Consider the following 20,976-nt stretch of genomic DNA (forward strand, 5'->3'; position numbering starts at 1 on the left):
GTCGAATTGGGTGGGGCGGCTGACATGAGCGCGATCGCGAAATAAACTAACACTATCCAGCAGTTCGATAACGCCCAGAGCAGCAGTACTTTCAGGCTCAGCAGGCAAAAATTCCAACAGGCTAAAGCCTACTATATCAAAATTTTCGCTGAGGCCAGCCAGCAGATCTCTGAGCCTTTCTTTAGTGATTCCACCAGGGGTAGGACAAGCCACATGGGGAAATTCTTCAGGCTCGATCACGTCCAGGTCCAGATGGATGTAGAGCTGATTAAAACCAGCCCTTTTCAAAGCTGAAAATAGCTGTTCATGCTCTCGATTGTTGACTGCTTTGGCTGAGACTACGGACAGGCCGTTTTGTCGAATGAAGTGGGATGCAGCACTCATCCAGGATGATAGCAGAGGAGTACCGCGATCGCACTTTCATCAGAATTGTTAAAAAGCTGAGCACTGGCTAAGAAAGTTATGAAAAGCAAGGTGATAGTCTGGCTTGCCATTTAGACTAGGAAGAGAACCCGTAGAGCTAAAAAGCACAGTTATCAAAACGTTAATTCAAATTTAACCTTATGTCTCACTTACTCGTCGGTGATATCGGCGGCACTAAAACAATTTTGTGTTTGGTAGACGCGCCCCCTCAGCAAATCACTCGCAAAGACCAGTTTGAAGTTGTGTTTGAGCAGCGGTATGAAAGCCAAAAATTCTCAGACCTTGTGCCGATGGTGCGTCAGTTTTTAGACCAGGCTAAGCAGGCAATCGGAACATCTTTCAATCTCGACAAGGCCTGCTTCGCGATCGCGGGTCCCGTAGTCGATAACGCATCAGCGCTCACCAACCTAGACTGGCGGCTAGACGGTGACCGATTACAAAAAGCGCTTTCAATTTCGCAGGTGCAACTGGTCAATGACTTCATGGCCATTGGCTATGGGGCATTGGGGCTAGACTCAGCCGACCTGCATACCCTCCAGGCGGTCGAGCCGCAGCCCGGCGCGCCAATTGCGGCGATTGGCGCGGGTACAGGTCTAGGAGAGTGCTTTATCGTCCCTCGGGGTGATGGCTATGCGGCCTACGCTTCAGAGGGCGGCCATGCCAGTTTCTCGCCCCTTTCTGAGCTTGAGTTTCAGCTCCGTCAGTATTTACTCGAGCAGAAAGCCAGCGATCGCGTTTCTATCGAGCGGGTCGTCTCCGGCCAGGGGATCATTGCCATCTACCAGTTCCTGCGCGATTCTCATCAGCATTCGGAATCACCAGCAGTGGCTCAAGCGGTCCGCGAATGGGCGCAGTGCAGCTATCCCTGTGAAGGCGTCGATGACCCGGCTGCGGCGATCGCTGAAGCGGCTGCCGATGACAAGGATGAGCTTTCCCAGCGGACGATGCAGCTATTTGCCTCTGCCTATGGGGCCGAAGCCGGAGACCTAGCGCTAAAAATGCTGTCCTTCGGCGGCCTTTATATTGCCGGCGGGATTGCCGCCAAGAACGTCTCGCTACTGAGTTCAGGGGTCTTTATGCAGGCTTTTAGGCAAAAGGGCCGCGTCAGCGGGCTATTGGAGAAAGTGCCCGTGCATATCGTTTTAGAGCCCAAGGCGGGGCTGATTGGGGCAGTGATGCTGATGTCGTCACAGTATGGGGGCGACTAAATCCCTTTCTCAACGAAGGGTTGCAAAACCACCTAGAATCTGTTCTGACAGAGATACTAGGGCAGAGATCAAAGTCCTTCTCCCGAGGGAGAAGGACTTTGGATGAGGACCGAGGCGGAGCAGTATCAGTGAGTTCAACTACATCTCGATCTCAACCTCAAGCGAATCGAGAAACTTGTTAAAGCTGACAAAGGTCTCCATTACGCCGTAGGCTTCTACCAGCTCAGCATCAGAGACACCGGCCTGCTTCACCGCTTCAAATTCAGTATTGGGAATATGGTTGGGGTCGCGGTTGACCTGACGCATCAGCTCGACCAGCTGAATTTCTTTGTCACTGAAGCCAACTTTCTCAAGCTTCCCTTTGCGGATATCCTGAAGCTCAGTCTCCGATAGCCCCATATCGAGCAATATTTGGGAATGGGCCGCAATACAGTATTCCGTACTGTTGTCCTGAGAGACGAGGAGGGCGATGGTCTGCTTCAGCTTGCCAGACAGCTGTCCGGTCTCCATCGTCGCCTTCATCTTCTCCCAGTTGGCCCGCAGCAGCGGAGGGTAGTGGGCATAGGTCTTAAACAGGTTGGGCACCGCGCCAAACCCCTGCTCGATTTCAGCAAAAATATTCTGAACGTCCTGGGATACTTCGTCGCTGTTGAGCGCTTTTAGGTGTGGCATATGATGGTCTCCTTAGTATCTGTATATCTGTTGAAATTGCTAGACTGACTTCTCGTCGCTCCCCAATGCGTGAACTACTTTGCGAGCGACAGCTGCTGCAACAATGGCCCCGGCCACCCATTGGACGACTTTTCCAGGGTCCTGCGGTTCTAAATAGCGGTCTACAACCGCATCGTTAAACCACTTCATCTCCGCCTGCAGATTGTGGATAGGACTGGGCAGCCGACTCAGGTAGGTGGCCTGACGAATTAAATGGGCAATTTCTCCATCCACCTCGACTCTGTCATCGATGTTGGCGGCTGCCGCTTCTAGACCCAATTTCATTAGCGTGCCTCGGATGGCAGCATCAGCGGGCTGGAGCTGCCGGCCTTCGACCAGCGCTTGCAGGTTTTGAGCGATCGCAAGCCCCTGCTGATGCGCCACCTGAGCCGTAGGCGGCAGCGACTCGCCTTCGACAGTAGCACAGTCGCCGCCCGCAAACACCTCTGGAAATTCGGGCAGCTGCATTGTCGGTGTGACGATCAGTCTCCCTTTGCGATCGCGGTGCTGCTCAGCAATCGGCAGGTCTTTGACCAGCGGATGGGCTGCCGTCCCCGCTGTCCAAACGGCAGTTGCAGCGGGGATAGTGGCGGTCTGCCCTGCCTGCTGATAGTCCACCGCCTTGGGTCGGACTGCCGTTGCCGCTGCCTCCGTGATCACCTCGACCGCTCGCCGCTGTAGCTGCTGCTCTGCCGTCTCTCGCAGGGGATCGTTGATATCGCCCTTGAGAATCTGTGCCCCGCGGCTCAATAGCACAATTCGGACTTCTTGGGGGTCGCCACCCAGCTCTTCAAACCAGTTGGGGACCAGGTCGGCGAGAGTCGCTGCGAGTTCAACCCCGGTCGGACCGCCGCCAATTATCACAAAGGTCAGCAGCAGCCGCCGCCGATCGGGATTGGCCGATTGCCTCGCCTGATCCAAACAGGTGCGGATTTTCCGGTCGAGCGCGATCGCGTCGTCGCTGTCTCGAAACGCGATCGCGTATTCGCTAGCGCCTTCAACCCCGAAATAGCCGGTTACGCTTCCCAGGGCAATCACTAAGTGACTGTAGGGGCAGACCCTGCCTGAGTGAAGGCGAACCTGACGGTCGCTTAAGTCGATCGCCGCCACCGTATCCTGTACAAAGCGGACGCCGCTACTCCCGAGCAGCTCCTCAAAGCGAGGCATCACCTGCTGCTGGTCCATTTGCTCGCTGAAATAGTCGTACAGCAAAGGACGAAACCGAAAGCGGGCTTCTCGATCAACCAAAATCACTGAATGGGGGTGATGATTCCGCCGCAGCTTGAGGGCGGCGTATAGCCCCGTAAAGCCACCGCCGAGAATCACGGTTTGCTGAATTAAGCGATCCATAATGTCCTGAAAACGACTGATATCGTCTTAATGGCTGGCCAGATTCTCGCTCTGATCTGGATCGGCTCCCGACCTTTCCGTCCAGTCGATCCAGACCTGATCCATCCAGCCGACAATCAGGCCGTAAATGGCGTGCAGCACCAGCGTAATGAGCACATACATGCCTGCTGGCCCAATGTACAGCGGAGAAGTCGGCGGCAGTTGATGATTGAGGCCGCCTGCACCAAAGAAGCCCCAGCCAATAATCGGCGAGTAAATCACCATCAGAATCAGCCACAGCACCAATGCCAGGCCAATGCCCTTGAGAATATTGGTGCGGCGACCAAAAAGGGCGACTAGCAGGACAGAACCCAAAGCCGCATAGGCAAAGTGAAGCAGTCCTGCCAGAGGTGGAGACTGGATGCCGGTCGTGGCGGCTAAAAATGCCGCCGACGGAGGCACATTAATCGGAGCCATACCGGTTTTTGTGCCAACAGCCAATACAATAAACATCACTAAGCCAGCGACTAAACCCGCTACGATTGCTTTGACCCATTTCATGATTAAATTCCCTTCTTAATTGACAATAACAAAACGCGACTCCATAGTCTCAGATCGGCAACAGTCTCAGATCGGTAAGACACGAGGACCCTAAGCGCTGAATCTGAATGCACTCATACGCGCCCGAGCAAGCAGCAGCGTGGCATTCGCCACTTTCCAAACAGATTCTAATTTTTTTCTCGCTTTGATTGCCTTCATCTAAAACGCTATCAATCCATTCAATTTTCTTGTTCTTCTACTCACCTAACTGATTTAGCTGTTATCTTCGAGACTATCCTAAATGTTCTACAAAAGCCTGAATTTTTCATGAGAATTTTCAATAGAGCAGCGAACCAAGTCCATTTAGTTTCAATAGATTTACTCGCATCTATCTAAGGTCGAATGATCAACGCTCTATCTCCGTATTAAGGTTGATTTATCGCTGTGAACGATGCTTATTCAAATACCCATAACGGCCCTTTAGTAACAATAATTTACTTATCGCTTCAGTTTGTTGATTGCTCGCCTGAGGGTAAGATGCAGGATTCGCCCAGCGGTAAGGTCTGGAATATCAGAGACATAGTTAGGGCAATGGTCAAAAAAGTGGTTGAGTTCCGTCAAGATTATGCGCAGACGGGGAACAAGCTGGGCCGGGCGATAGGGTGCAAAGAGATCTTTGGGGAGACTGCTGGGCTGCCAGCTTTGAACCGCTTGGAGAATTCGCTCGACGTCGTAGCCGCTAGCATAGCCGGCAATCTTATGACAGTTGAAGCCGGGGTCGAGATAGTCCGCTAGGGCGTGGTTAACGCTAGAGAAGACCTGGCAGCCGCAGGCCATCGCTTCCATCGGCGGTAGGCCAAAGCCTTCAGTGAGGCCAAAGCGGCCCCAGTATTCTGCCGAATCATAGAGATAGACTTTGGCCCGGTTGAACAGGCCCGCGAGGTCATCAACGTAGCTATCGATTAGGGTCACCTGGCAGCGCGATCGCAGTTCCGGCACCAGCTGATTGAGCAAATACTCCGACGACTTGCGGGCCTGCACTACCACGTCGATATCTCGGGGCAGGTTGCGATCGCAAAACTCAGCTGAAATTTCATTGGGAAAATAATAGATCAGCGAGCCCAGCGCCTGCTGGCCCCAGTAGCCCATGGTATTGCGGCTGACCGTGATGATCGGCACGCTGGCCGGAACAGAGAAGCCATAGCCCGCGCTGTGGGCATGGTAGACCACATTGTGATGGCGCAGGCGGCGCAGCAGCTTGGGCAGGTCGAAGCCCCAGCTGACGATAAAAATTGCGCGCTCTGCCAGCACATCATCCAGAAACAGCGTGTCTTTTTCCCGCTGCCGGTAAGTCACCACCGCCGCCTCGCAGACCTGCTGCGCTAGCGCCAGCGTTCGCAGTTCGGCCCCAAGCCCACCGCCACGATACTTCTGGGTGGTGCCTGGCAGCAGAAAGAACAGTTTTCGCATGGCTCTACGGGAATTGCGTCATCCAGCCTGGATCATCGCAGATTGGGCCGCCCCTACGACAGTCCTACCCAACCAATTTTTGCTGCCGACCATAGACCGCTTTGAAGGTGTCTAAAAAGGCAAAGGCAGAGGGCGTCAGCAGCCCATCCCTGAGCCAGGATGCGCCTAGCCAGCGAGTTAGGACAAAGGGCAGATGCACCCAGCGCACCCCCGGCGGAATCGGCTGCGCCGCCAGCATTGGCAGGATACCAATGCCCAATCCCTGTTCTACCATGCTCATCGTGGTTGAGTCGTTACGAATTTGATAGGCCACCTCGACCGGCGGGACGGCTCGCTGTAGGGCTTGGTAAATGCTTTTGGAGCAGCTGCCGTGGGTCGAGGTGATAATTGGGTGCTTTTGCAGATCTTCCCAGGTTAGCCGTGAAGTCTTGAGTCCAAAGTTTGATGGCAGCAAGGCAACGTACTTGTCCTCCAGCATCGGCAAGGTTTCAAAAGATTCGCCTTCGAGCAGCTCGGCGATGCAGAAATCGGCCTTGCCATCGGCCAGGCACTGGTGAAATTCATCGACTTCGTCCAGCTCCAGAATCGACACCTGAATGCTGGGGTAGCGGCTGTGAAGCTTCGCGATCGCGCCCGGCAGCAGATGGCTGGCCGTACTCCGAAAGGCCGCAATCCTAACCACACCGCCGTCTACACCCCGAGCCTGGACGGCCTCTCGGCCCATCGACTCCAATAGCGCGAGCACCTGCTGTGCCTGGGAGACAATCCGCTCGCCCACCGGTGTCACCGTCGCGCCGTGACGGCCCCGGTTGAGCAATACCACGCCCAGCTCGGCTTCCAACGCGGCGATGCTGTGGCTGACGGTAGACTGGCTCAAATCTAGCGCTAGTGCTCCCTCGCTGAAGTTGCCCGCCGCCGCAACGGCAACCAACGCCCTGAGCTGAGCAATCTTGATCTTAGAAGGCATCATGCGATCGCGAAGGAAACTCCCATTTTCAGGCTATCGCAAACTTCTCAGCCGGGAGCATCGATTTTTCCCATAGACCCTATGCAGGGAATGCTTTGCCGGTCTCAGACCCGGTTTCTACAGTGGTAACTGTTCAGCAATTCGCTGACATTCCCACTTTTTTTACCCGCTATTTTCCTCAGGAGGAGGCGCTATGGAAAGCTATTCCCACCCTTCGAACTGTCAGATTGAACTACAGCGCCGTCAGCTAGAGCAGCTCTGGCAAACGCCCTCGGCAGCGCCTGCCCAACCTTGGCAGGTCCTACGCCGCTTGGGTGCCTGGCTGGTCAAAGCCTTGACAACTAGCAATGAGTTACGCATCTGGGTCAGTAAATCTAGCAGTGGCGTCCTCTGGCATGCCTACGATCCGGTTACCCGGCAAAGTCGCCAGTTTACTTCAGAACATGAGCTTCGCAGCTGGATCGACCAGCGCTACTACCAGCACTATACTCAGTAATCCAGCTCTCATGCTCAACCCCTGGAGCGCGGTCACCCTGCACTCCTTATTTATGGGATTTATGGGCTCTGATTCGGCCAGCCTAAATTGCCGGTATGATGAGGCTGGATAGCGGTGAGCGTGAGGACCCCTATGTTTGGTTTAGGATTGCCCGAAATTGCAATTATCGGCGTGATTGCCGTGCTGGTCTTTGGCCCTAAGAAAATTCCCGAGCTGGGCGGCGCGCTGGGGAAGACGCTGCGTGAGTTTAAGGCCGGGATGGAAGCGGGGGATGAGGATGAGACGGATTATTTGGAAGAGGGGGAGGATGAGTGATGGGGTGATCGGGTGATGGAGTCGCGTTGCCTTGGGTGTTGCGCGTTTGATTGCTAGGCGGGCTCCTGGCCATGCTCCTTCTATCCAGTTATTCAGAAAAGCTTGATTCTATCGGCTAAGCTGTTCAATTTGTTCGATTGCGGTTCGAGCTTTACTCATAGTAATCTCTGTCGAGTCAGTTACCTGAATAAAGGCAATCTCCGGACGCTTAGCCATCGCCTCTACCAGGGCCTGAGGGGGGCGACCTACGAGAGTCGCTTCCTTGAATCTTTCCACTAGCTCCTCCGTGCTGAGGTGATCGAAATGGTTGGCAACCGTCTGATAAGAAGTCTCCTTTCGCAGCTCTGAGAGCGTTCTAGCCTCCATTGATATCCTCTGCCAGCATGACCGATAAAGGTATGTATAGGAATCTACCTGGCAAAGAGGCTGATATGACAGCGTGAGGTAGCGGCTGAGCCAACTTGGAGCATCGTGCCGGATTGACATATACCCGTGATTCATATCATCAGCCCGCTACGCGCAAACGATTGACCTTCGTTTAGCAGTGCTACAATCGCATTTGCGTCTAACATATAGCGGCTACCACAGATCAGTCATACTGTCTTTTGAACATGGTAACGCTTCCAATTGATCAAGCGCTGGGGTAGCCGCTATGACCACTGGGCCGCTGAATAAGGTGTCATTACGCGAGGGTTTGACCGCTGAGCAGCCGGAGGGTCAGCCGCTGATTGAGGAGCTGGACCAGAGCCAGGAGATTGATCTGGAGTTTCTCTATACCCGCGATATCGAGTTCCGGCAAGAAACGATTTACTTCATTGTGGTCGATCGCTTCCATGACGGCGACCCGGAGAACAACGAAGGTCCAAATCCAGAGCTGTATGACGCTACTCGCACAGACTGGCATAAGTACTGGGGCGGCGACCTGCAGGGTGTGATTGACAAGCTCGACTATTTGCGCAACATGGGCGTTACGGCAATCTGGCTGACGCCTCTATTCGAGCAGATTGAGGCGCTGTTTATCGACAGTGCCGCGATTCACGGCTACTGGACGAAAGACTTTAAGCGCATTAACCCGCGCTTTATCGCAACAGATCAGAACCCTTCGCTGAACAAGACCCAAGACGACCGCAATACTACCTTCGACCGGCTGATTGACGAAATGCACCAGCGCGATATGAAGCTGATCCTTGACATCGTCTGCAATCACAGCAACCCCGATATCAGTGGTACTAAAGGAGAACTTTACGACGACGGGGTGAAGATTGCTGACTTCAACCACGACGATGATCACTGGTATCACCACTATGGCGAAGTCACCAATTGGGAAGACGAGTGGCAGGTGCAAAACTGCGAGCTATCCGGTCTGGCGACCTTTAATGAAAACAACACGGCCTACCGCAGCTATATTAAGGCGGCCATTAAACAGTGGCTCGATCGCGGCATCGATGCGCTCCGGGTCGATACGGTGAAGCACATGCCGATCTGGTTTTGGCAGGAGTTCAACGCCGATATTCAGGCTTACCGACCCGACGTATTTGTCTTTGGCGAATGGATCTATAGCCACCCAGCCGACGATCGCTCGGTTGAGTTTGCCAACCATTCCGGCATGACCATTCTGGACTTTGGCCTCTGCACCGCCATCCGGGCGGCTCTAGGCGAGGGAGCTGAGGGCGGCTTTCACCTCGTCGAAGAGATCTTTGCTCAAGATTACAAATACAAGGGTGCGACCGAGCTGGTCACCTTTATTGATAACCACGATATGCCGCGCTTTCAGTCGCTGAATCCTGACCCAGAAATGCTGCGGGTCGCGATCGCGCTGATTATGACCAGTCGTGGCATCCCCTGTATCTACTACGGCACTGAGCAGGGCCTGCACGACGACACCGACGGCGGCAACGATCCCTACAACCGACCGATGATGACCGACTGGGATACGAGCGCACCGCTGTACCGAACGATTCGGCTGCTGTCGGGGCTGCGGCGACTGAACCCCGCCGTTTTCCTGGGCGGCCAGTGGACTCACTATATTTCGCCCGATGTCTACTGCTACGCCCGCCGCTATGGCGAATGCACCTGCTTCGTGGCGATCAACCGGGGCGAGGCAACGACGCTGCCAGCGGTGATGACTGACATGCCCGACGGCGAACATACCTGCGTGCTCACGCGCTGCAAGCTGACCGTGCAAGACGGGCAGATCCACCATCTGGAACTGGCGGCCCGAAGCGCGATCGTGCTTAGCCACGTGGGCAGACGGGCTGAGGGCCAAACCCTGGTGCGGGTGCAGCTGAACGGGGTGAATACCCAGCCGGGGGAAACCATCGTGGTCTCGGGCGACTGTCCGGAACTGGGGGAATGGGACATTGCCAAAGCCTACCTGCTGGAATACATCAACTCGAATACCTGGTTTGCCGAAATTCCCTTTAACGAAAGCGCTGGCAAGCTGATTGTTTACAAATACGCCATGCTGCGGCAGGGAACTTCGCCGCTGCGAGAAAATTTGGTGGCGCGGCAGTGGTTTGTCGCTGCTGAGGGCACGGTTAAGTGGCGCGATACCTGGGCGAGTTAGGGAGAGGGAGGGGTAAGAGTAGAGAGATAGGGGGTTAGAAGTCGAAGTAGATGTAGGGGGCAGTTTCGGTGGGGGCGAGGAGCCAGGCGATGAAGAAACAGAGCGGAATCAGCAGGGTTTTGACAGGCCAGCTGAGCTGAAGCTGGAGGCCACGCTGGATGCTGTGGGCGACGCACATGCCAGCCATAATCAGCAGAATCAGCAGCAGGAGTTGCGGGCGGCTGAGGCCAAAGGCTTCCTGATAGACCTTTTGGGCAAACTGGGCGTCGGCTGCCTGGCCCCACAGCTTTTGCAGGGCTAAACCGGAATCGCTCAGGCTCGGCAGGCGAAAGAAAATCCAGCTGGAGAAGACCATCGTCTGGGTTAGCAGCCAGGCCAGCAGCATCCCTGGCAGGCTCAGCCAGAGCGCCTTGAGGCCCGGCCAGCGCTCGGCCAGCCGAGCGTTGAGCCGATGCGCAATCAGTGCCAGACCGTGCAGTCCGCCCCAGATCACAAAGCCCCAGCGATCGCCATGCCAGATCCCGGCCACGAGCATGATCAGCATCAGGTTTAGGCAGGTGCGGCCAATGCCCCGACGGGAGCCGCCCAGAGGAAAGTAGAGGTAGTTGCGCAACCAGTCTCCCAGCGTCATATGCCAGCGTCGCCAGAAGTCGGCGATGCTGGTCGAAAAGTAGGGAAAGTTAAAGTTTTGCGGCAGGTTGAAGCCCAGCAGCAGGGCGCTGCCTCGGGCAATATCGACATAGCCGCTGAAGTCGAAGTAGAGCTGCAATCCGTAGGCTAAGGTCGCCAGCCAAAGGTCGCCGCTGCCCGCCCGAGCTAGATTGTCAAAGCTCAGGTTCACCAGAAGCCCCAGGTGGTCGGCGATCAGCAGTTTCTTCACCGCGCCGATAGCAATCAGCCAGACGCCTTCAATGCCCTGACTCAGCCGGGGGAAATGGAGCGCCTTCAGCTGGCCGGTAAAGCCGTGGAAGCGAGTAATCGGACCGGAGATCAGCTTGGGGAAAAAAAGCTTGTAGGCGGCAAACTGGACAAAGCTACTGGCCGCTGGCGAACCCCGGTAGACATCGATCAGATAGGCAATGCATTCAAAGGTAAAAAAGCTCAGCCCTAGTGGCATCAGTATCCCGGTAGCCAGGTCGGCGGGGTCGGCAGCAGGGTTGGCGGGCAGGGTGAAGCCCAGCATATTTAGCGTCGGCGATAGGTACTTAAACCCCAGCAGCAGCAGCACGTTTAGAGCCACCCCCAGCTGCAAGAGCCGCAGTCGCTGCTGGTTCCAATCCTGGCGCGCATTCTGCCAGGCCGCGTTGGGAATGCGCCAGTCTAGCGGGGTCGCTAGCTGCTGCCCCAAATAGAAGTTGAGTGCGACCAGCACCCCCAGCAGCGGCACATATTGGGCCTGCAGCGATCCATAGAACATCAGACTGGCGATTACGATTAGCCAGAGCTTGAGCGGTCGCGTCGGCAGCAGCCAGTAAAGGCCGAAAACGCCGGTTAAAAATAGACTGTAGAGGACTGATGGCAGAGTCATGCGCGATCGCGCAGTCTGCACTGCGCAGGATGTTGAAGCTGAGCCCAGACAAGGCCCAGATAGGGCCCAGACAGGGCCCAGACAGGGCTCGGACTACTCAGACGAGGGCCAGGGAATGAGCGGATCTTGGGCTAGCTGATTGGAGACCTGGTAGGCCCCGTAGCGGTTTAGGTGGCTGGGGTCGGAGAAGTATTCGTAGCGCTGGGTCCAGACCTGGCCGAGGTCGCGGTAGAGAAATCCAGAAGTAGAGCCGGCCACGTTAAACATGTAGCGATTGAAGCTTTGCTCTGCCTCAGAGCGAATCGGGTCTAAATATTCGTCCGTCAGCGGCGTGTTGACGAACACGATTGGCAGCTGCTGGGTCTGGGCATAGTCCAGCAGCTGCTCCAGGGCCGCAGACTGCTTTCCCTCTAGCCTAAAGGCTTTGTAGTCGCTGTCGTAGGCCCCCGATACGCGGACGTATTCCTGATAGTAAGTGGCGGGGTTAAAGCGAATGGAGAGCGGCAGAAACCCGTCGAAGTCAATCATGCTGGTTTCGCTAGGCAGGCCCGTGAGGAGTTCGCCGGGAGCCTCTGGGTCGATCTCGGGAGTCGCTGACAGGCCCGCCGTTGAAACCGCATAGGCTTCGTTTAGCAAGGCCTTCGCCGCCTGCCGCTGGCCATAGGTGGCGGCCAACTGGCCCAGTGCCTGGCTGAGGGACTGATCCACCTGCTGATACCGCCGGGTTACCTGGCGGGCGATGCCAAGCAGCGGCTCGATTTTCGCTGAATCGGCAGCTGGCTTCGCTAGCAAACCGGCCTGAAGCTCCTGATAGCCCTCCGAAACCGCGATCGAATTAAAGGTAATGTCCTCCCGACCGCTGTTGAAGGCGCGGGCGCCGTCGGCCCAGATCACCAGCCGCGGCAGCTGCTCCGGCGGAATCAGCTGACGGATTACCAGGTCTACCACCTGGGCCGTCGCCCCGTTAACGCCAAAGTTAAACACGCTGATGTCGTCGTTGCCCACCCTGGCCAGGGCCTGTCGGAGCGCGGCCGGATCAACCCCCCGCAGTGCCCGAGAGCTGCCGATGACTAGCACATCTGGCGGACCTGACTCAGCCACCCGCTGGCTGTAGAGGGCTAGCTTCTCATTCAGCTGTTTGCTATTGAAGTTGGGAAAGGGGGACTCGGCCAGCAGCGCCGACGTTGAAATAAAGCCTTGCTGAGGACTGTAGATCAGCTCAGCATCGTCGATCGCCGAAGAAGTGACATTGCTCCCCGCCGGCTTGGCCAGAAAGCCGTCTGCAACCTCATCCGCAGCCGTCTTGCTGGTACCGGCCTTGGGGCGCTCGGCCAGCCGCGGTGCGGACTGGATCTTGACAGCGGCCGCTGTCGGGCGCAGCAGCCGGGCCAGGGTCCAGTCAATCTGTAGTGTCAGCAACAGCCCAATGGTCCCCCATGCGATCGCGGTGGCAGGCTTCATCCGCAGCGCCTTCGGCAGCGGTATCGAGACCCCGCTGGCCGTTTCGGCTGGGGTAAAGAGCTGCGTTTGCTGCAAAGCCTGCTGTATCTCCTCAGCAGCCTGGCGCAGTAGGCGCCAGAGCGCCGCCTGCAAGTCGCGTCCGGTCACCTCGGGTCGCAGCGGCTCGGCCTCAACCGGCGCAATCAGGTCGCCAAGATAGACATCCGAAGCGGCAAACTCAGGAGCGGCCTCGGGCACCAGGCGCTGCCGCTGCTTAAAGTCGCTGCCATAGCTCCAGATCGGCTGCGTTTGACCCGCCCGCCGACCGTAAATCCGCAGGCCCTCCAAATGCGGCCAGCGAAATTCTTCGACATACTCCGTCACCAGCGGTACGACCCCCTGCTTGGGCGGGCAGACCGGACCGTCGGTCATCACATGCAGCAGCCCCTGCTTGAGTAAAAGCTGCACTCGGATGCCGCCGGTGGCGAGCTGTTCGTCTAGGTCTGGGTTGAGGTGTCGGGTGAGACAGTAGGCAATCGCGCTCAGGTCGCCCCGGCGGGCTAGTTCCAGCGTATCTTTGGCCAGGGCCGGATGCTGTTCAGCTGGTAGCACCAGACATTTCAGCCAGTCTGGGTTGATCCGGTCTGAGGCCGGTCCGTAGAGCATGGCTCGATGCAGGCCCTGCGGCGCTAGCTGCTGGAGCAGGTCAGCTAGGGCTGCAACCGGTGGCGACTGCTCTGGGTCGCGCTCTGGAATCGGTTTGGGGCCAAAGTTCGACGACCGATGGCAGACCACATGGAGGGTGGTGTCTTTAAGCTCTAGCTCAGCGGTCTGCTTCCACTCGGCCAGCGTCTGATTGGTCAGCCGCTCTAGGGCGGCCAGGTCCCCCCAGCGGGCCCATTCCCGCAGCATTTCCGTCGGCGGCGTCAGGTCTACCCGCAGCCGCCAGTCCGATGCGGTTTCGCCCCGCACGTGAATGGTGATCACGGCATCTTGAAACTGGGTGAGCTGGAGGCCGCGCAGCCGCTCTGCCACCGGCTCGGCAATCATCAGCGGGTCGGGGCTATAGCTGGCCTCGCAGGAGATTTTTAACCGCGAGATCAGATCGGGGGACGGATCTAGACCCACCAGGTCGTCTTCATCGTCGCTGGCCGTGATGGTCTGGACTCGCTTGGCCCGGCTCGGAATCACCCGGGCACTGACCCGCACGCCCACATCTAAGGTGCTCAGGATTTCGCTCAGATAGCGCGCGATCGCGTCTGGGTTACCCTGCCGGGCCAGGCTCAGATTAGAGAGGACAATCGCCGAGAAAGAGTCATCCGCTTTGTCCGGGTCGCCGGGCCGATCTGCGTCGCCGACCAGCTGCTCTAGATGCCGCTCCAGCCGGTTGAGATAGAGCGGGGCTGTCCAGGTGGGCTGTGCCTGCTGCGGCTGCCGGTTGTATACATAGATCTGATAGATCTGGGGAAACTCTTTTGCCAGCTGCTCCCTGGTCTCATCCTCTAGCAGCGATCGCACCAGCGCCAGCAGCGTACGATTGCGCTCCAGTGGTACCGCAGACTGATAGAGCACGTGTAAAATATTGCCGCGCAGCCTGACCTGAAGCTCCGGCGGCGCTCCAGGCGACTGCACCGCCGCCTGGAGCGCCGGAATCAGCGGCGCGATCGCGGCGTCGGATGTTTGCTTGAGGGAGTGCCTACCGGACATAGAGCTTGTATCAGTACGAATCCCAATCACTTGGAGCCAATCGCTTGGGCTAGGATTTGGGGCAGGATTTGGGTGTCAGCTTTACGAATTTGCCCAATCATCCATAAAAACTGGAATTCTGTCTAGGGCTAATCCTCATTGGGTCTCCTGGGCTCCTGACTGGGCTCCTGGCTGAGTCCCTGACTGAGTCAAGGAGCGGTTGGGAAGACGCTGCCGTTAGCGCCGAAAAAATTGTCTCGCCAAAAGCATAGCTCGCTCTAATCAAAACGAACAGGTCAGATTTAGCGCCGGTTCTCGTCTCAAACCGAAGTTAGCGGTAAAATTTTGGAAAAGGCTTAAGTCATGACGAACTACCTGCGTTCCACCCCTGCCGAATTATCGCCCGGTTTGGCTATCGAATCGCCGCTAGAACCCGACTGGCTGCTCAGTCTGGCAACCGTTCCCTTAATCACTACCCTGCTCGCGGGCCGTTTATTGGCCGACTGGGCGCAGCAGGTTGGCTGGGCTAGTGAAGAAATCTTTCGCGGTGAGCGGCTGCCGGTGCTGCCCATTGCGCTGCTGTCTGAGCCGCTGCCCGAGGATGAAAGCTAGCCGCATGGCCCAGCGCTTGAATCATTATTTACAATTCAGCTTCTAAAAGACATGAGCAGCGGTCGAATCTGTCCCGGCTAGCGCTTACAATTTTGTCGAGTGTTCTTCCCTAACCCCCGAAGCCGCATGAGTTTTACCGTCTCCTCCCACAGTCCGGTAGCGTCCGGCTTAGACAGCCCGACCGGTCTGCCTGAAACTGCGACCTATGACTGGCTGCTGCGCCATCGACTCAGGTCGATTGAAGACACCTGGGCAAAGGTGATCGAAGACGAATGCGGGCTAGAGCTGGTCGAGCTGCTGACGCGGCTGCGGCAGATGTGCGCCCCCGACGGCCAGGCCAACCCCGACCGGGATGCGTCAGATGTGCTGCCGCTGATTGAGGATCTGTCGCTGGATGAGGCCATCCGCATGGCCCGGGCCTTTGCCCTCTACTTTCAGCTGATCAATATTGTCGAGCAGCATTACGAGCAGCGGGGGCAGCAGCAGCAGTACCGGGCCGCCTATGAAGATGCCGCGATTTCGAAAGCCTACGGTTCTCAACCGGACGACCGCCCCGAAGATGGCCATGGGTCTCCCGACGGCGGGGCCACCGACCGTCCCGACCAGGCCAATTTTCTAGCTGAGCTAGTCGAGAAAAGTACCTCCGGCCCCGAAGCACCTAAAGATGTTGGTACCTTCTACTGGCTATTCCCCACCCTGAAGCGGCTGAACGTGCCGCCGCAGATGATCCAGCGGCTGATCAACCAGCTCGACGTGCGGCTGGTGTTTACCGCCCACCCGACCGAGATTGTCCGCCACACGATTCGCGATAAGCAGCGGCGGATCTCCGACATTTTGCACCAGCTGGACCGATCGGAGGAGAGCGCCCGGTCAATCGGGCTGGTTTCCTCCTGGGAGGTAGAGGGGCTCCAGGCCCAGCTGAAAGAAGAAATTCGGCTTTGGTGGCGTACCGACGAGCTACACCAGTTCAAGCCATCGGTGCTGGACGAGGTCGATTTTACGCTGCACTATTTCGACGTGGTGCTGTTCGACACGATTCCCGAGCTGCACCACCGGATTACCCGCGCCCTGCAGGGCACCTTCCCCAACCTGACGCCGCCGCAGCATAGCTTCTGTCGGTTTGGTTCCTGGGTGGGCAGCGATCGCGACGGCAACCCCTCGGTAACGCCCCAGGTCACCTGGAAGACGGCCTGCTTCCAGCGCAACCTGGTGCTGGATAAGTACATGGGCTCAGTCCAGAAGCTGACCCACCTGCTTAGCCTGTCGCTGCACTGGAGCGAGGTGCTGCCCGACCTGCTGGAGTCGCTGGAGCAGGACCAGCTGCAAATGCCGGAGATCTATGACGAACTGGCAATTCGCTACCGGCAGGAGCCCTACCGGCTGAAGCTGGCCTACATTGAGCAGCGGCTGAAGAATACCCGCGATCGCAGCCAGAAACTCTACCACGGTGACTATCTGCAAGAAGAAGAGACAGTCGCCCAGGCCGGCACCCTCTATCGCTCCGGCGCAGAGTTTCTGCATGAGCTACAGCTGATCCAGCGCAACCTGAAGGAGACGGGACTGGTCTGTCAGGATTTGGAAAAGCTGATCTGCCAGGCCGAAATCTACAGCTTTACCCTGGCCCAGCTCGATGTCCGCCAGGAGAGTACGCGCCATGCCGACGCGCTCAATGAGATTACCGAGTACCTGGGCATCTTGCCCAAAGCCTATAACGACCTGACCGAAGCGGAAAAAATGGACTGGCTGGTGGCCGAGCTAAAAACCCGCCGACCGCTGATTCCCGGCGAGCTGCCCTTTTCCGACAAGGTACAGGAAACGGTGGCCACTTTCCGCATGGTGCGGCGGCTGCATCAGGAGTTTGGTCCCCAGATCTGCCAGAGCTACATCATCAGCATGTGTCACCACGCCAGCGACCTGCTAGAAGTGCTGTTGTTGGCCAAAGAAGCGGGCCTGTACGACCCGGCAACGGGGACGGGAGGGCTGATGATCGTGCCGCTGTTTGAGACGGTGGAAGACCTGAAGCGGGCGCCGGCGGTGATGCGTAGCCTGTTTGAGCTGCCGCTGTATCGGGCGCTCTTGCAGGGTGGCTATGCTGAGCTAGAAGTGCTGCAAGGCGGCGAGTCCCAGCCGATGGCCCTGCAGGAGATCATGCTGGGCTATTCCGACAGCAATAAGGACTCGGGATTTCTCAGTAGCAACTGGGAAATCCATAAGGCCCAGCAGTCGCTGCAAACCTTAGCCGACGGCTATACTGTGGCGCTGCGGATCTTCCACGGTCGGGGCGGCTCGGTGGGGCGCGGCGGCGGCCCGGCCTATGAGGCGATCCTGGCCCAGCCGGGCCGCAGCGTCAACGGGCGAATCAAGATTACCGAGCAGGGCGAAGTGCTGGCCTCCAAGTACAATCTGCCGGACCTGGCCCTGTACCACCTGGAGACGGTGACGACGGCGGTAATCCAGGGCAGCGTCCTGGGCAGCAGCTTTGACGAGATTGAGCCCTGGAATGAAATTATGGAGGAGCTGGCGGCGCGATCGCGGCAGCATTACCGCGCCCTAATTTACGAACAGCCGGAGCTGGTCGAATTTTTCCATCAGGTGACGCCGATTCAGGAGATCAGCCAGCTGCAAATTAGCTCTCGCCCGGCCCGGCGCGGTGGCAAGAAGGATCTCTCTGGCCTACGGGCAATTCCCTGGGTGTTTAGCTGGACCCAGACCCGGTTTCTGCTGCCGGCCTGGTACGGCGTCGGGACGGCGCTACAGGCCTACGTAGACGAAGCGCCGGAGGAGCGGCTGAAGCTGCTGCGCTATTTCTACACCAAGTGGCCGTTTTTCAAAATGGTCATTTCCAAGGTCGAGATGACCCTGGCCAAGGTGGATTTGCAGATTGCCCTGCACTACGTCAACCAGCTCAGCCATCCCGACAAGCGCGAGCAGTTCCAGGTCCTGTTCGACCAGATTGCCGAGGAGTTTCGCCTCACCCGCGAGATGGTGCTGGCGATTACCGGCCACCAGCGGCTGCTCGACGGCGACCTGGCCCTGCAGCGCTCGGTACAGCTGCGCAACGGCACGATTGTGCCTCTGGGCTTCCTGCAGGTGGCGCTGCTGAAGCGGCTGCGGGAGTATCGCGACAGTGCCGCCTCGGGGATGGTGCGATCGCGCTATAGCCGCAGTGAGCTGCTGCGGGGGGCGATGCTGACGATCAACGGCATCGCCGCCGGAATGCGGAATACGGGCTAGCGACGAATTTCTGCCCTGTGCCTGACTTTTGGGCTTGACTTTTGCGACCCCGGTAGGGTATTACCTGCTCATACCGGTGTGAGGAAGTCTGTGATGCTCCGTATTTCAAGCAATTTAAGCGGGCTCGCTGGGGTCGTGGCGGCGGGCGCGATCGCCCTCAGTCTCCAGTCCCCTGCCCAGGCCCAGGCCGCCTTTGGCAGCTATGTCGGGGCGGGTGCGGCGGTCGGTCTGAGCGACGACGACAACGGCGACGGCGATGGCGTCTCTTTCGTCATTTCGGGCCGCTACAACATTCTGGAGCTGCCGATTTCGATTCGCGGCCAGGCGTTTCTTTTGGGTGACGGTTCAGCCTTTGTGCCGACGGTGTCCTACGACTATCCGCTGAACTTTCAAACCAATGTCTATGTCGGCGCGGGTATTTCTCTCCCCAGCGGCGGCGAACCCTCGCCGGTGGGCGACCAGGTGTCGTTTGTGATTCAGCCGGGAGTCGATTATTTTCTGCCCGGCAGCAATCTGGTCGTCTTCGGCAACGCCGTTTTTGCCCTTAACGGCTTCTCAGACGGCGGCACGGCCACTTCCGTCCAGGGCGGCGTCGGCGTCCAGTTCTAAAACGCCCGAACTCAGAACACCTGTATTTAAGAACGCCTGTATTTAGGAACAGCTGTATTAATCGCCGGTCTCAAGCTACGATAGCCCCAGAGCGTGCATTTCGGGGTGATCGATGGAAATACGTCCGCTGGGTTCGGTGATTCAGGGTTCCCTCAGCCAGGGTTTGGCGGTGCGGCTGCATCCCGACGTGCTGGTTGAGGAGATGCGGGTAGGCAAGTTTCTGGTGGTGCAGGGGGTGCGATCGCGCTTTTTCTGTATGCTCACCGACGTGGCCCTGGGCACCACCAGCCAGCGGATTGTGGCTAACCCGCCGGAGCCCAGCAATCTGTTTTTGCAAGAGGTGCTGGCCGGGTCGGGCACCTACGGCACGATTGACCTAACGCCGATGCTGATGTTTACGCCGGGGGCGGAGACTGAAAGCCCAACAAAATCCCCGGCTAAAAAGCGCAAAGCCGATTCCAACGGCGGCCTGGCCTCCTATCAGGCGAACTCCAGCGCCGCGCTGGAGCTGCTGCCGGTGAAGACGATTCCCGGACACTTCAGCCAGGTCTACGACGCCAGCGAGCGAGATTTTCGAGCGGTGTTTGGCTGGGAAGACGACCCCCACCGGCGCAATTTTGCGATTGGCCAGCCGATTGATATGGCGGTGCCGATCTGCATTGACCTGGACCGGTTTGTGGAGCGCAGCAACGGCATCTTTGGCAAATCGGGGACGGGCAAATCCTTTCTGACCCGGCTGCTGCTGTCGGGGATTATTCGCAAGCAGGCGGCGGTGAACCTGATTTTCGACATGCACTCAGAATACGGCTGGGAGGCGGTCAGCGAAGGCAAGCAGTTCAGCACGGTGAAGGGGCTCAGGCAGCTGTTTCCCGGCCTGGTGCAGATCTTTACCCTGGACCCGGAAGCCACCCAGCGGCGGGGCGTGCGCGATGCCCAGGAGCTCTACGTCAGCTTTGACCAGATCGACGTGGAAGACCTGACCCTGATCAGCCGCGAGCTTAACCTGTCGGAGGCAAGTTTAGAAAACGCGATCATTCTGCGCAACGAGTTTGGCAAGCATTGGATTAACCGGCTGCTGGCGATGACAAATGAGGAGATCCAGGAGTTCTGCGAAGTTAAGATGGGCAGTAAGTCTTCGATTATGGCCCTACAGCGCAAGCTCACCCGGCTAGCGGAGCTGAAGTACATTCGCAACAGCTGCCCCCACAACTATGTGGCCCAGATTCTAGAGGCGATTGACGCCGGTAAGCATGTGGTAATCGAGTTTGGCTCGCAGTCGAATATGCTTTCCTACATGCTGGCAACGAATGTGATTGCCCGCCGCATTCACGCCAGCTATGTGCGCAAGGCCGATCGGTTTTTGCAGACGAAGAACCCCTGCGATCGCCCCCAGCCGCTGATGATTACCATCGAAGAAGCCCACCGTTTTTTAGATCCCGCCACCGCCCGCCAGACCATCTTTGGCACGATTGCCCGGGAGATGCGCAAATACTTTGTCACCCTGCTGGTGGTCGATCAGCGCCCTTCGGGCATCGATAACGAAGTCATGTCCCAGGTTGGCACCCGCATCACCGCCCTGCTCAACGACGAAAAAGACATCGACGCCATCTTCACCGGCGTCTCCGGCGGCCAAAACCTGCGCTCCGTGCTCTCCAAGCTGGATTCTAAACAGCAGGCCCTGCTGCTCGGCCACGCCGTCCCCATGCCGGTCGTCGTCCGCACCCGCCCCTACGACCAGACCTTCTACACCGAAATCGGCGATACCGCCTGGGAAGAGATGCCCAGCCCGGCCCTATTCAAAGCCGCCGAAGCCGCCAAGGCCGACCTGGGCTTTTGAGCCGC

17 protein-coding genes are annotated in these 20,976 nt (G+C 57.7%); 8 read left to right on the top strand and 9 right to left on the bottom strand.

The features are described from left to right. Positions 1–384: arginase family protein (locus IQ241_RS11960; RefSeq protein ID WP_193907389.1), on the bottom strand; the 384-nt coding region annotated here is incomplete at its 3' end. Positions 385–563: 179 nt separating this feature from the next. Between IQ241_RS11960 and IQ241_RS11965 the strand changes: the two genes are divergently transcribed. Next, positions 564–1,631, top strand: coding sequence for a glucokinase (locus tag IQ241_RS11965; protein WP_193907390.1), 1,068 nt, complete (start codon positions 564–566; stop codon positions 1,629–1,631). A gap of 138 nt (positions 1,632–1,769) precedes the next feature. On the opposite strand, the gene IQ241_RS11970 is transcribed toward IQ241_RS11965, so the two are convergent. The 5 genes from IQ241_RS11970 to IQ241_RS11990 all read right to left on the bottom strand — a co-directional run bounded on the left by IQ241_RS11970 (position 1,770) and on the right by IQ241_RS11990 (position 6,648). Then, entirely contained in the window at positions 1,770–2,303 is a 534-nt protein-coding gene (locus IQ241_RS11970) for a carboxymuconolactone decarboxylase family protein (protein WP_193907391.1), read from the bottom strand. A 39-nt stretch (positions 2,304–2,342) separates the two neighbouring features. Continuing rightward, complete coding sequence (locus tag IQ241_RS11975) at positions 2,343–3,692, bottom strand: NAD(P)/FAD-dependent oxidoreductase (protein WP_193907392.1); 1,350 nt, start codon at positions 3,690–3,692, stop codon at positions 2,343–2,345. Between the two features lie 27 nt (positions 3,693–3,719). Further along, entirely contained in the window at positions 3,720–4,232 is a 513-nt protein-coding gene (locus tag IQ241_RS11980; protein ID WP_193907393.1) for a hypothetical protein, read from the bottom strand. A 477-nt stretch (positions 4,233–4,709) separates the two neighbouring features. Next, the gene (locus IQ241_RS11985) at positions 4,710–5,681 is read right to left on the bottom strand and encodes a glycosyltransferase (RefSeq protein ID WP_193907395.1); all 972 of its coding nucleotides are present in this window, start codon (positions 5,679–5,681) and stop codon (positions 4,710–4,712) included. Positions 5,682–5,745: 64 nt separating this feature from the next. Next, positions 5,746–6,648 (bottom strand): LysR family transcriptional regulator, encoded by a 903-nt coding sequence (locus tag IQ241_RS11990; protein ID WP_228021626.1) that lies wholly within the window; start codon positions 6,646–6,648, stop codon positions 5,746–5,748. A gap of 193 nt (positions 6,649–6,841) precedes the next feature. Between IQ241_RS11990 and IQ241_RS11995 the strand changes: the two genes are divergently transcribed. Both IQ241_RS11995 and tatA read left to right on the top strand, forming a co-directional pair. Further along, on the top strand, positions 6,842–7,144 hold the full coding sequence (locus tag IQ241_RS11995) for a hypothetical protein (protein WP_193907399.1): 303 nt from the start codon (positions 6,842–6,844) through the stop codon (positions 7,142–7,144). A gap of 132 nt (positions 7,145–7,276) precedes the next feature. Beyond that, entirely contained in the window at positions 7,277–7,459 is a 183-nt protein-coding gene (gene tatA, locus IQ241_RS12000) for a twin-arginine translocase TatA/TatE family subunit (RefSeq protein WP_193907401.1), read from the top strand. A gap of 108 nt (positions 7,460–7,567) precedes the next feature. On the opposite strand, the gene IQ241_RS12005 is transcribed toward tatA, so the two are convergent. Beyond that, positions 7,568–7,825 (bottom strand): Rossmann-fold NAD(P)-binding domain-containing protein, encoded by a 258-nt coding sequence (locus IQ241_RS12005; RefSeq protein WP_193907403.1) that lies wholly within the window; start codon positions 7,823–7,825, stop codon positions 7,568–7,570. Positions 7,826–8,111: 286 nt separating this feature from the next. Here IQ241_RS12005 and IQ241_RS12010 point away from each other — a divergent pair, with 286 nt between their 5' ends. Next, positions 8,112–10,025: an alpha-amylase family glycosyl hydrolase gene (locus IQ241_RS12010; protein WP_193907405.1), complete on the top strand. Its 1,914-nt coding sequence runs from the start codon at positions 8,112–8,114 to the stop codon at positions 10,023–10,025. A 34-nt stretch (positions 10,026–10,059) separates the two neighbouring features. Here the strand turns inward: IQ241_RS12010 and IQ241_RS12015 are convergent, their stop codons facing one another. Both IQ241_RS12015 and IQ241_RS12020 read right to left on the bottom strand, forming a co-directional pair. Next, complete coding sequence (locus IQ241_RS12015; RefSeq protein WP_193907407.1) at positions 10,060–11,553, bottom strand: MBOAT family O-acyltransferase; 1,494 nt, start codon at positions 11,551–11,553, stop codon at positions 10,060–10,062. Between the two features lie 93 nt (positions 11,554–11,646). Beyond that, complete coding sequence (locus IQ241_RS12020) at positions 11,647–14,700, bottom strand: SGNH/GDSL hydrolase family protein (protein ID WP_193907409.1); 3,054 nt, start codon at positions 14,698–14,700, stop codon at positions 11,647–11,649. 342 nt (positions 14,701–15,042) lie between these two features. Between IQ241_RS12020 and IQ241_RS12025 the strand changes: the two genes are divergently transcribed. From IQ241_RS12025 to IQ241_RS12040, 4 genes are all read left to right on the top strand, one after another. Further along, on the top strand, positions 15,043–15,291 hold the full coding sequence (locus IQ241_RS12025; RefSeq protein ID WP_228021627.1) for a hypothetical protein: 249 nt from the start codon (positions 15,043–15,045) through the stop codon (positions 15,289–15,291). A gap of 126 nt (positions 15,292–15,417) precedes the next feature. After that, positions 15,418–18,525: a phosphoenolpyruvate carboxylase gene (ppc, locus tag IQ241_RS12030; RefSeq protein ID WP_193907410.1), complete on the top strand. Its 3,108-nt coding sequence runs from the start codon at positions 15,418–15,420 to the stop codon at positions 18,523–18,525. Positions 18,526–18,618: 93 nt separating this feature from the next. After that, a complete protein-coding gene (locus IQ241_RS12035; RefSeq protein ID WP_193907412.1) occupies positions 18,619–19,134 on the top strand; it encodes an outer membrane beta-barrel protein in 516 nt (171 codons plus the stop codon). A gap of 112 nt (positions 19,135–19,246) precedes the next feature. Then, positions 19,247–20,971 (top strand): helicase HerA domain-containing protein, encoded by a 1,725-nt coding sequence (locus IQ241_RS12040; RefSeq protein WP_193907414.1) that lies wholly within the window; start codon positions 19,247–19,249, stop codon positions 20,969–20,971. Positions 20,972–20,976 lie beyond the last annotated feature (5 nt).

Origin of the sequence: Vasconcelosia minhoensis LEGE 07310, from assembly GCF_015207255.1 — a bacterium.
Taxonomy (GTDB): Bacteria; Cyanobacteriota; Cyanobacteriia; order Phormidesmidales; family Phormidesmidaceae; genus Vasconcelosia; species Vasconcelosia minhoensis.

What these genes read in the sequence shown, in the direction of transcription:
- IQ241_RS11985 (WP_193907395.1), bottom strand. Translation starts at nt 5,681, where the DNA reads ATGCGAAAACTGTTCTTTCTGCTGCCAGGCACCACCCAGAAGTATCGT.
- IQ241_RS12020 (WP_193907409.1), bottom strand. Translation starts at nt 14,700, where the DNA reads ATGTCCGGTAGGCACTCCCTCAAGCAAACATCCGACGCCGCGATCGCG.
- tatA (WP_193907401.1), top strand. Translation starts at nt 7,277, where the DNA reads ATGTTTGGTTTAGGATTGCCCGAAATTGCAATTATCGGCGTGATTGCC.
- IQ241_RS11965 (WP_193907390.1), top strand. Translation starts at nt 564, where the DNA reads ATGTCTCACTTACTCGTCGGTGATATCGGCGGCACTAAAACAATTTTG.
- IQ241_RS12010 (WP_193907405.1), top strand. Translation starts at nt 8,112, where the DNA reads ATGACCACTGGGCCGCTGAATAAGGTGTCATTACGCGAGGGTTTGACC.
- IQ241_RS11980 (WP_193907393.1), bottom strand. Translation starts at nt 4,232, where the DNA reads ATGAAATGGGTCAAAGCAATCGTAGCGGGTTTAGTCGCTGGCTTAGTG.
- IQ241_RS11995 (WP_193907399.1), top strand. Translation starts at nt 6,842, where the DNA reads ATGGAAAGCTATTCCCACCCTTCGAACTGTCAGATTGAACTACAGCGC.
- IQ241_RS11970 (WP_193907391.1), bottom strand. Translation starts at nt 2,303, where the DNA reads ATGCCACACCTAAAAGCGCTCAACAGCGACGAAGTATCCCAGGACGTT.
- IQ241_RS11975 (WP_193907392.1), bottom strand. Translation starts at nt 3,692, where the DNA reads ATGGATCGCTTAATTCAGCAAACCGTGATTCTCGGCGGTGGCTTTACG.
- IQ241_RS11990 (WP_228021626.1), bottom strand. Translation starts at nt 6,648, where the DNA reads ATGCCTTCTAAGATCAAGATTGCTCAGCTCAGGGCGTTGGTTGCCGTT.
- ppc (WP_193907410.1), top strand. Translation starts at nt 15,418, where the DNA reads ATGAGTTTTACCGTCTCCTCCCACAGTCCGGTAGCGTCCGGCTTAGAC.
- IQ241_RS12040 (WP_193907414.1), top strand. Translation starts at nt 19,247, where the DNA reads ATGGAAATACGTCCGCTGGGTTCGGTGATTCAGGGTTCCCTCAGCCAG.
- IQ241_RS12025 (WP_228021627.1), top strand. Translation starts at nt 15,043, where the DNA reads ATGACGAACTACCTGCGTTCCACCCCTGCCGAATTATCGCCCGGTTTG.
- IQ241_RS12035 (WP_193907412.1), top strand. Translation starts at nt 18,619, where the DNA reads ATGCTCCGTATTTCAAGCAATTTAAGCGGGCTCGCTGGGGTCGTGGCG.
- IQ241_RS12005 (WP_193907403.1), bottom strand. Translation starts at nt 7,825, where the DNA reads ATGGAGGCTAGAACGCTCTCAGAGCTGCGAAAGGAGACTTCTTATCAG.
- IQ241_RS12015 (WP_193907407.1), bottom strand. Translation starts at nt 11,553, where the DNA reads ATGACTCTGCCATCAGTCCTCTACAGTCTATTTTTAACCGGCGTTTTC.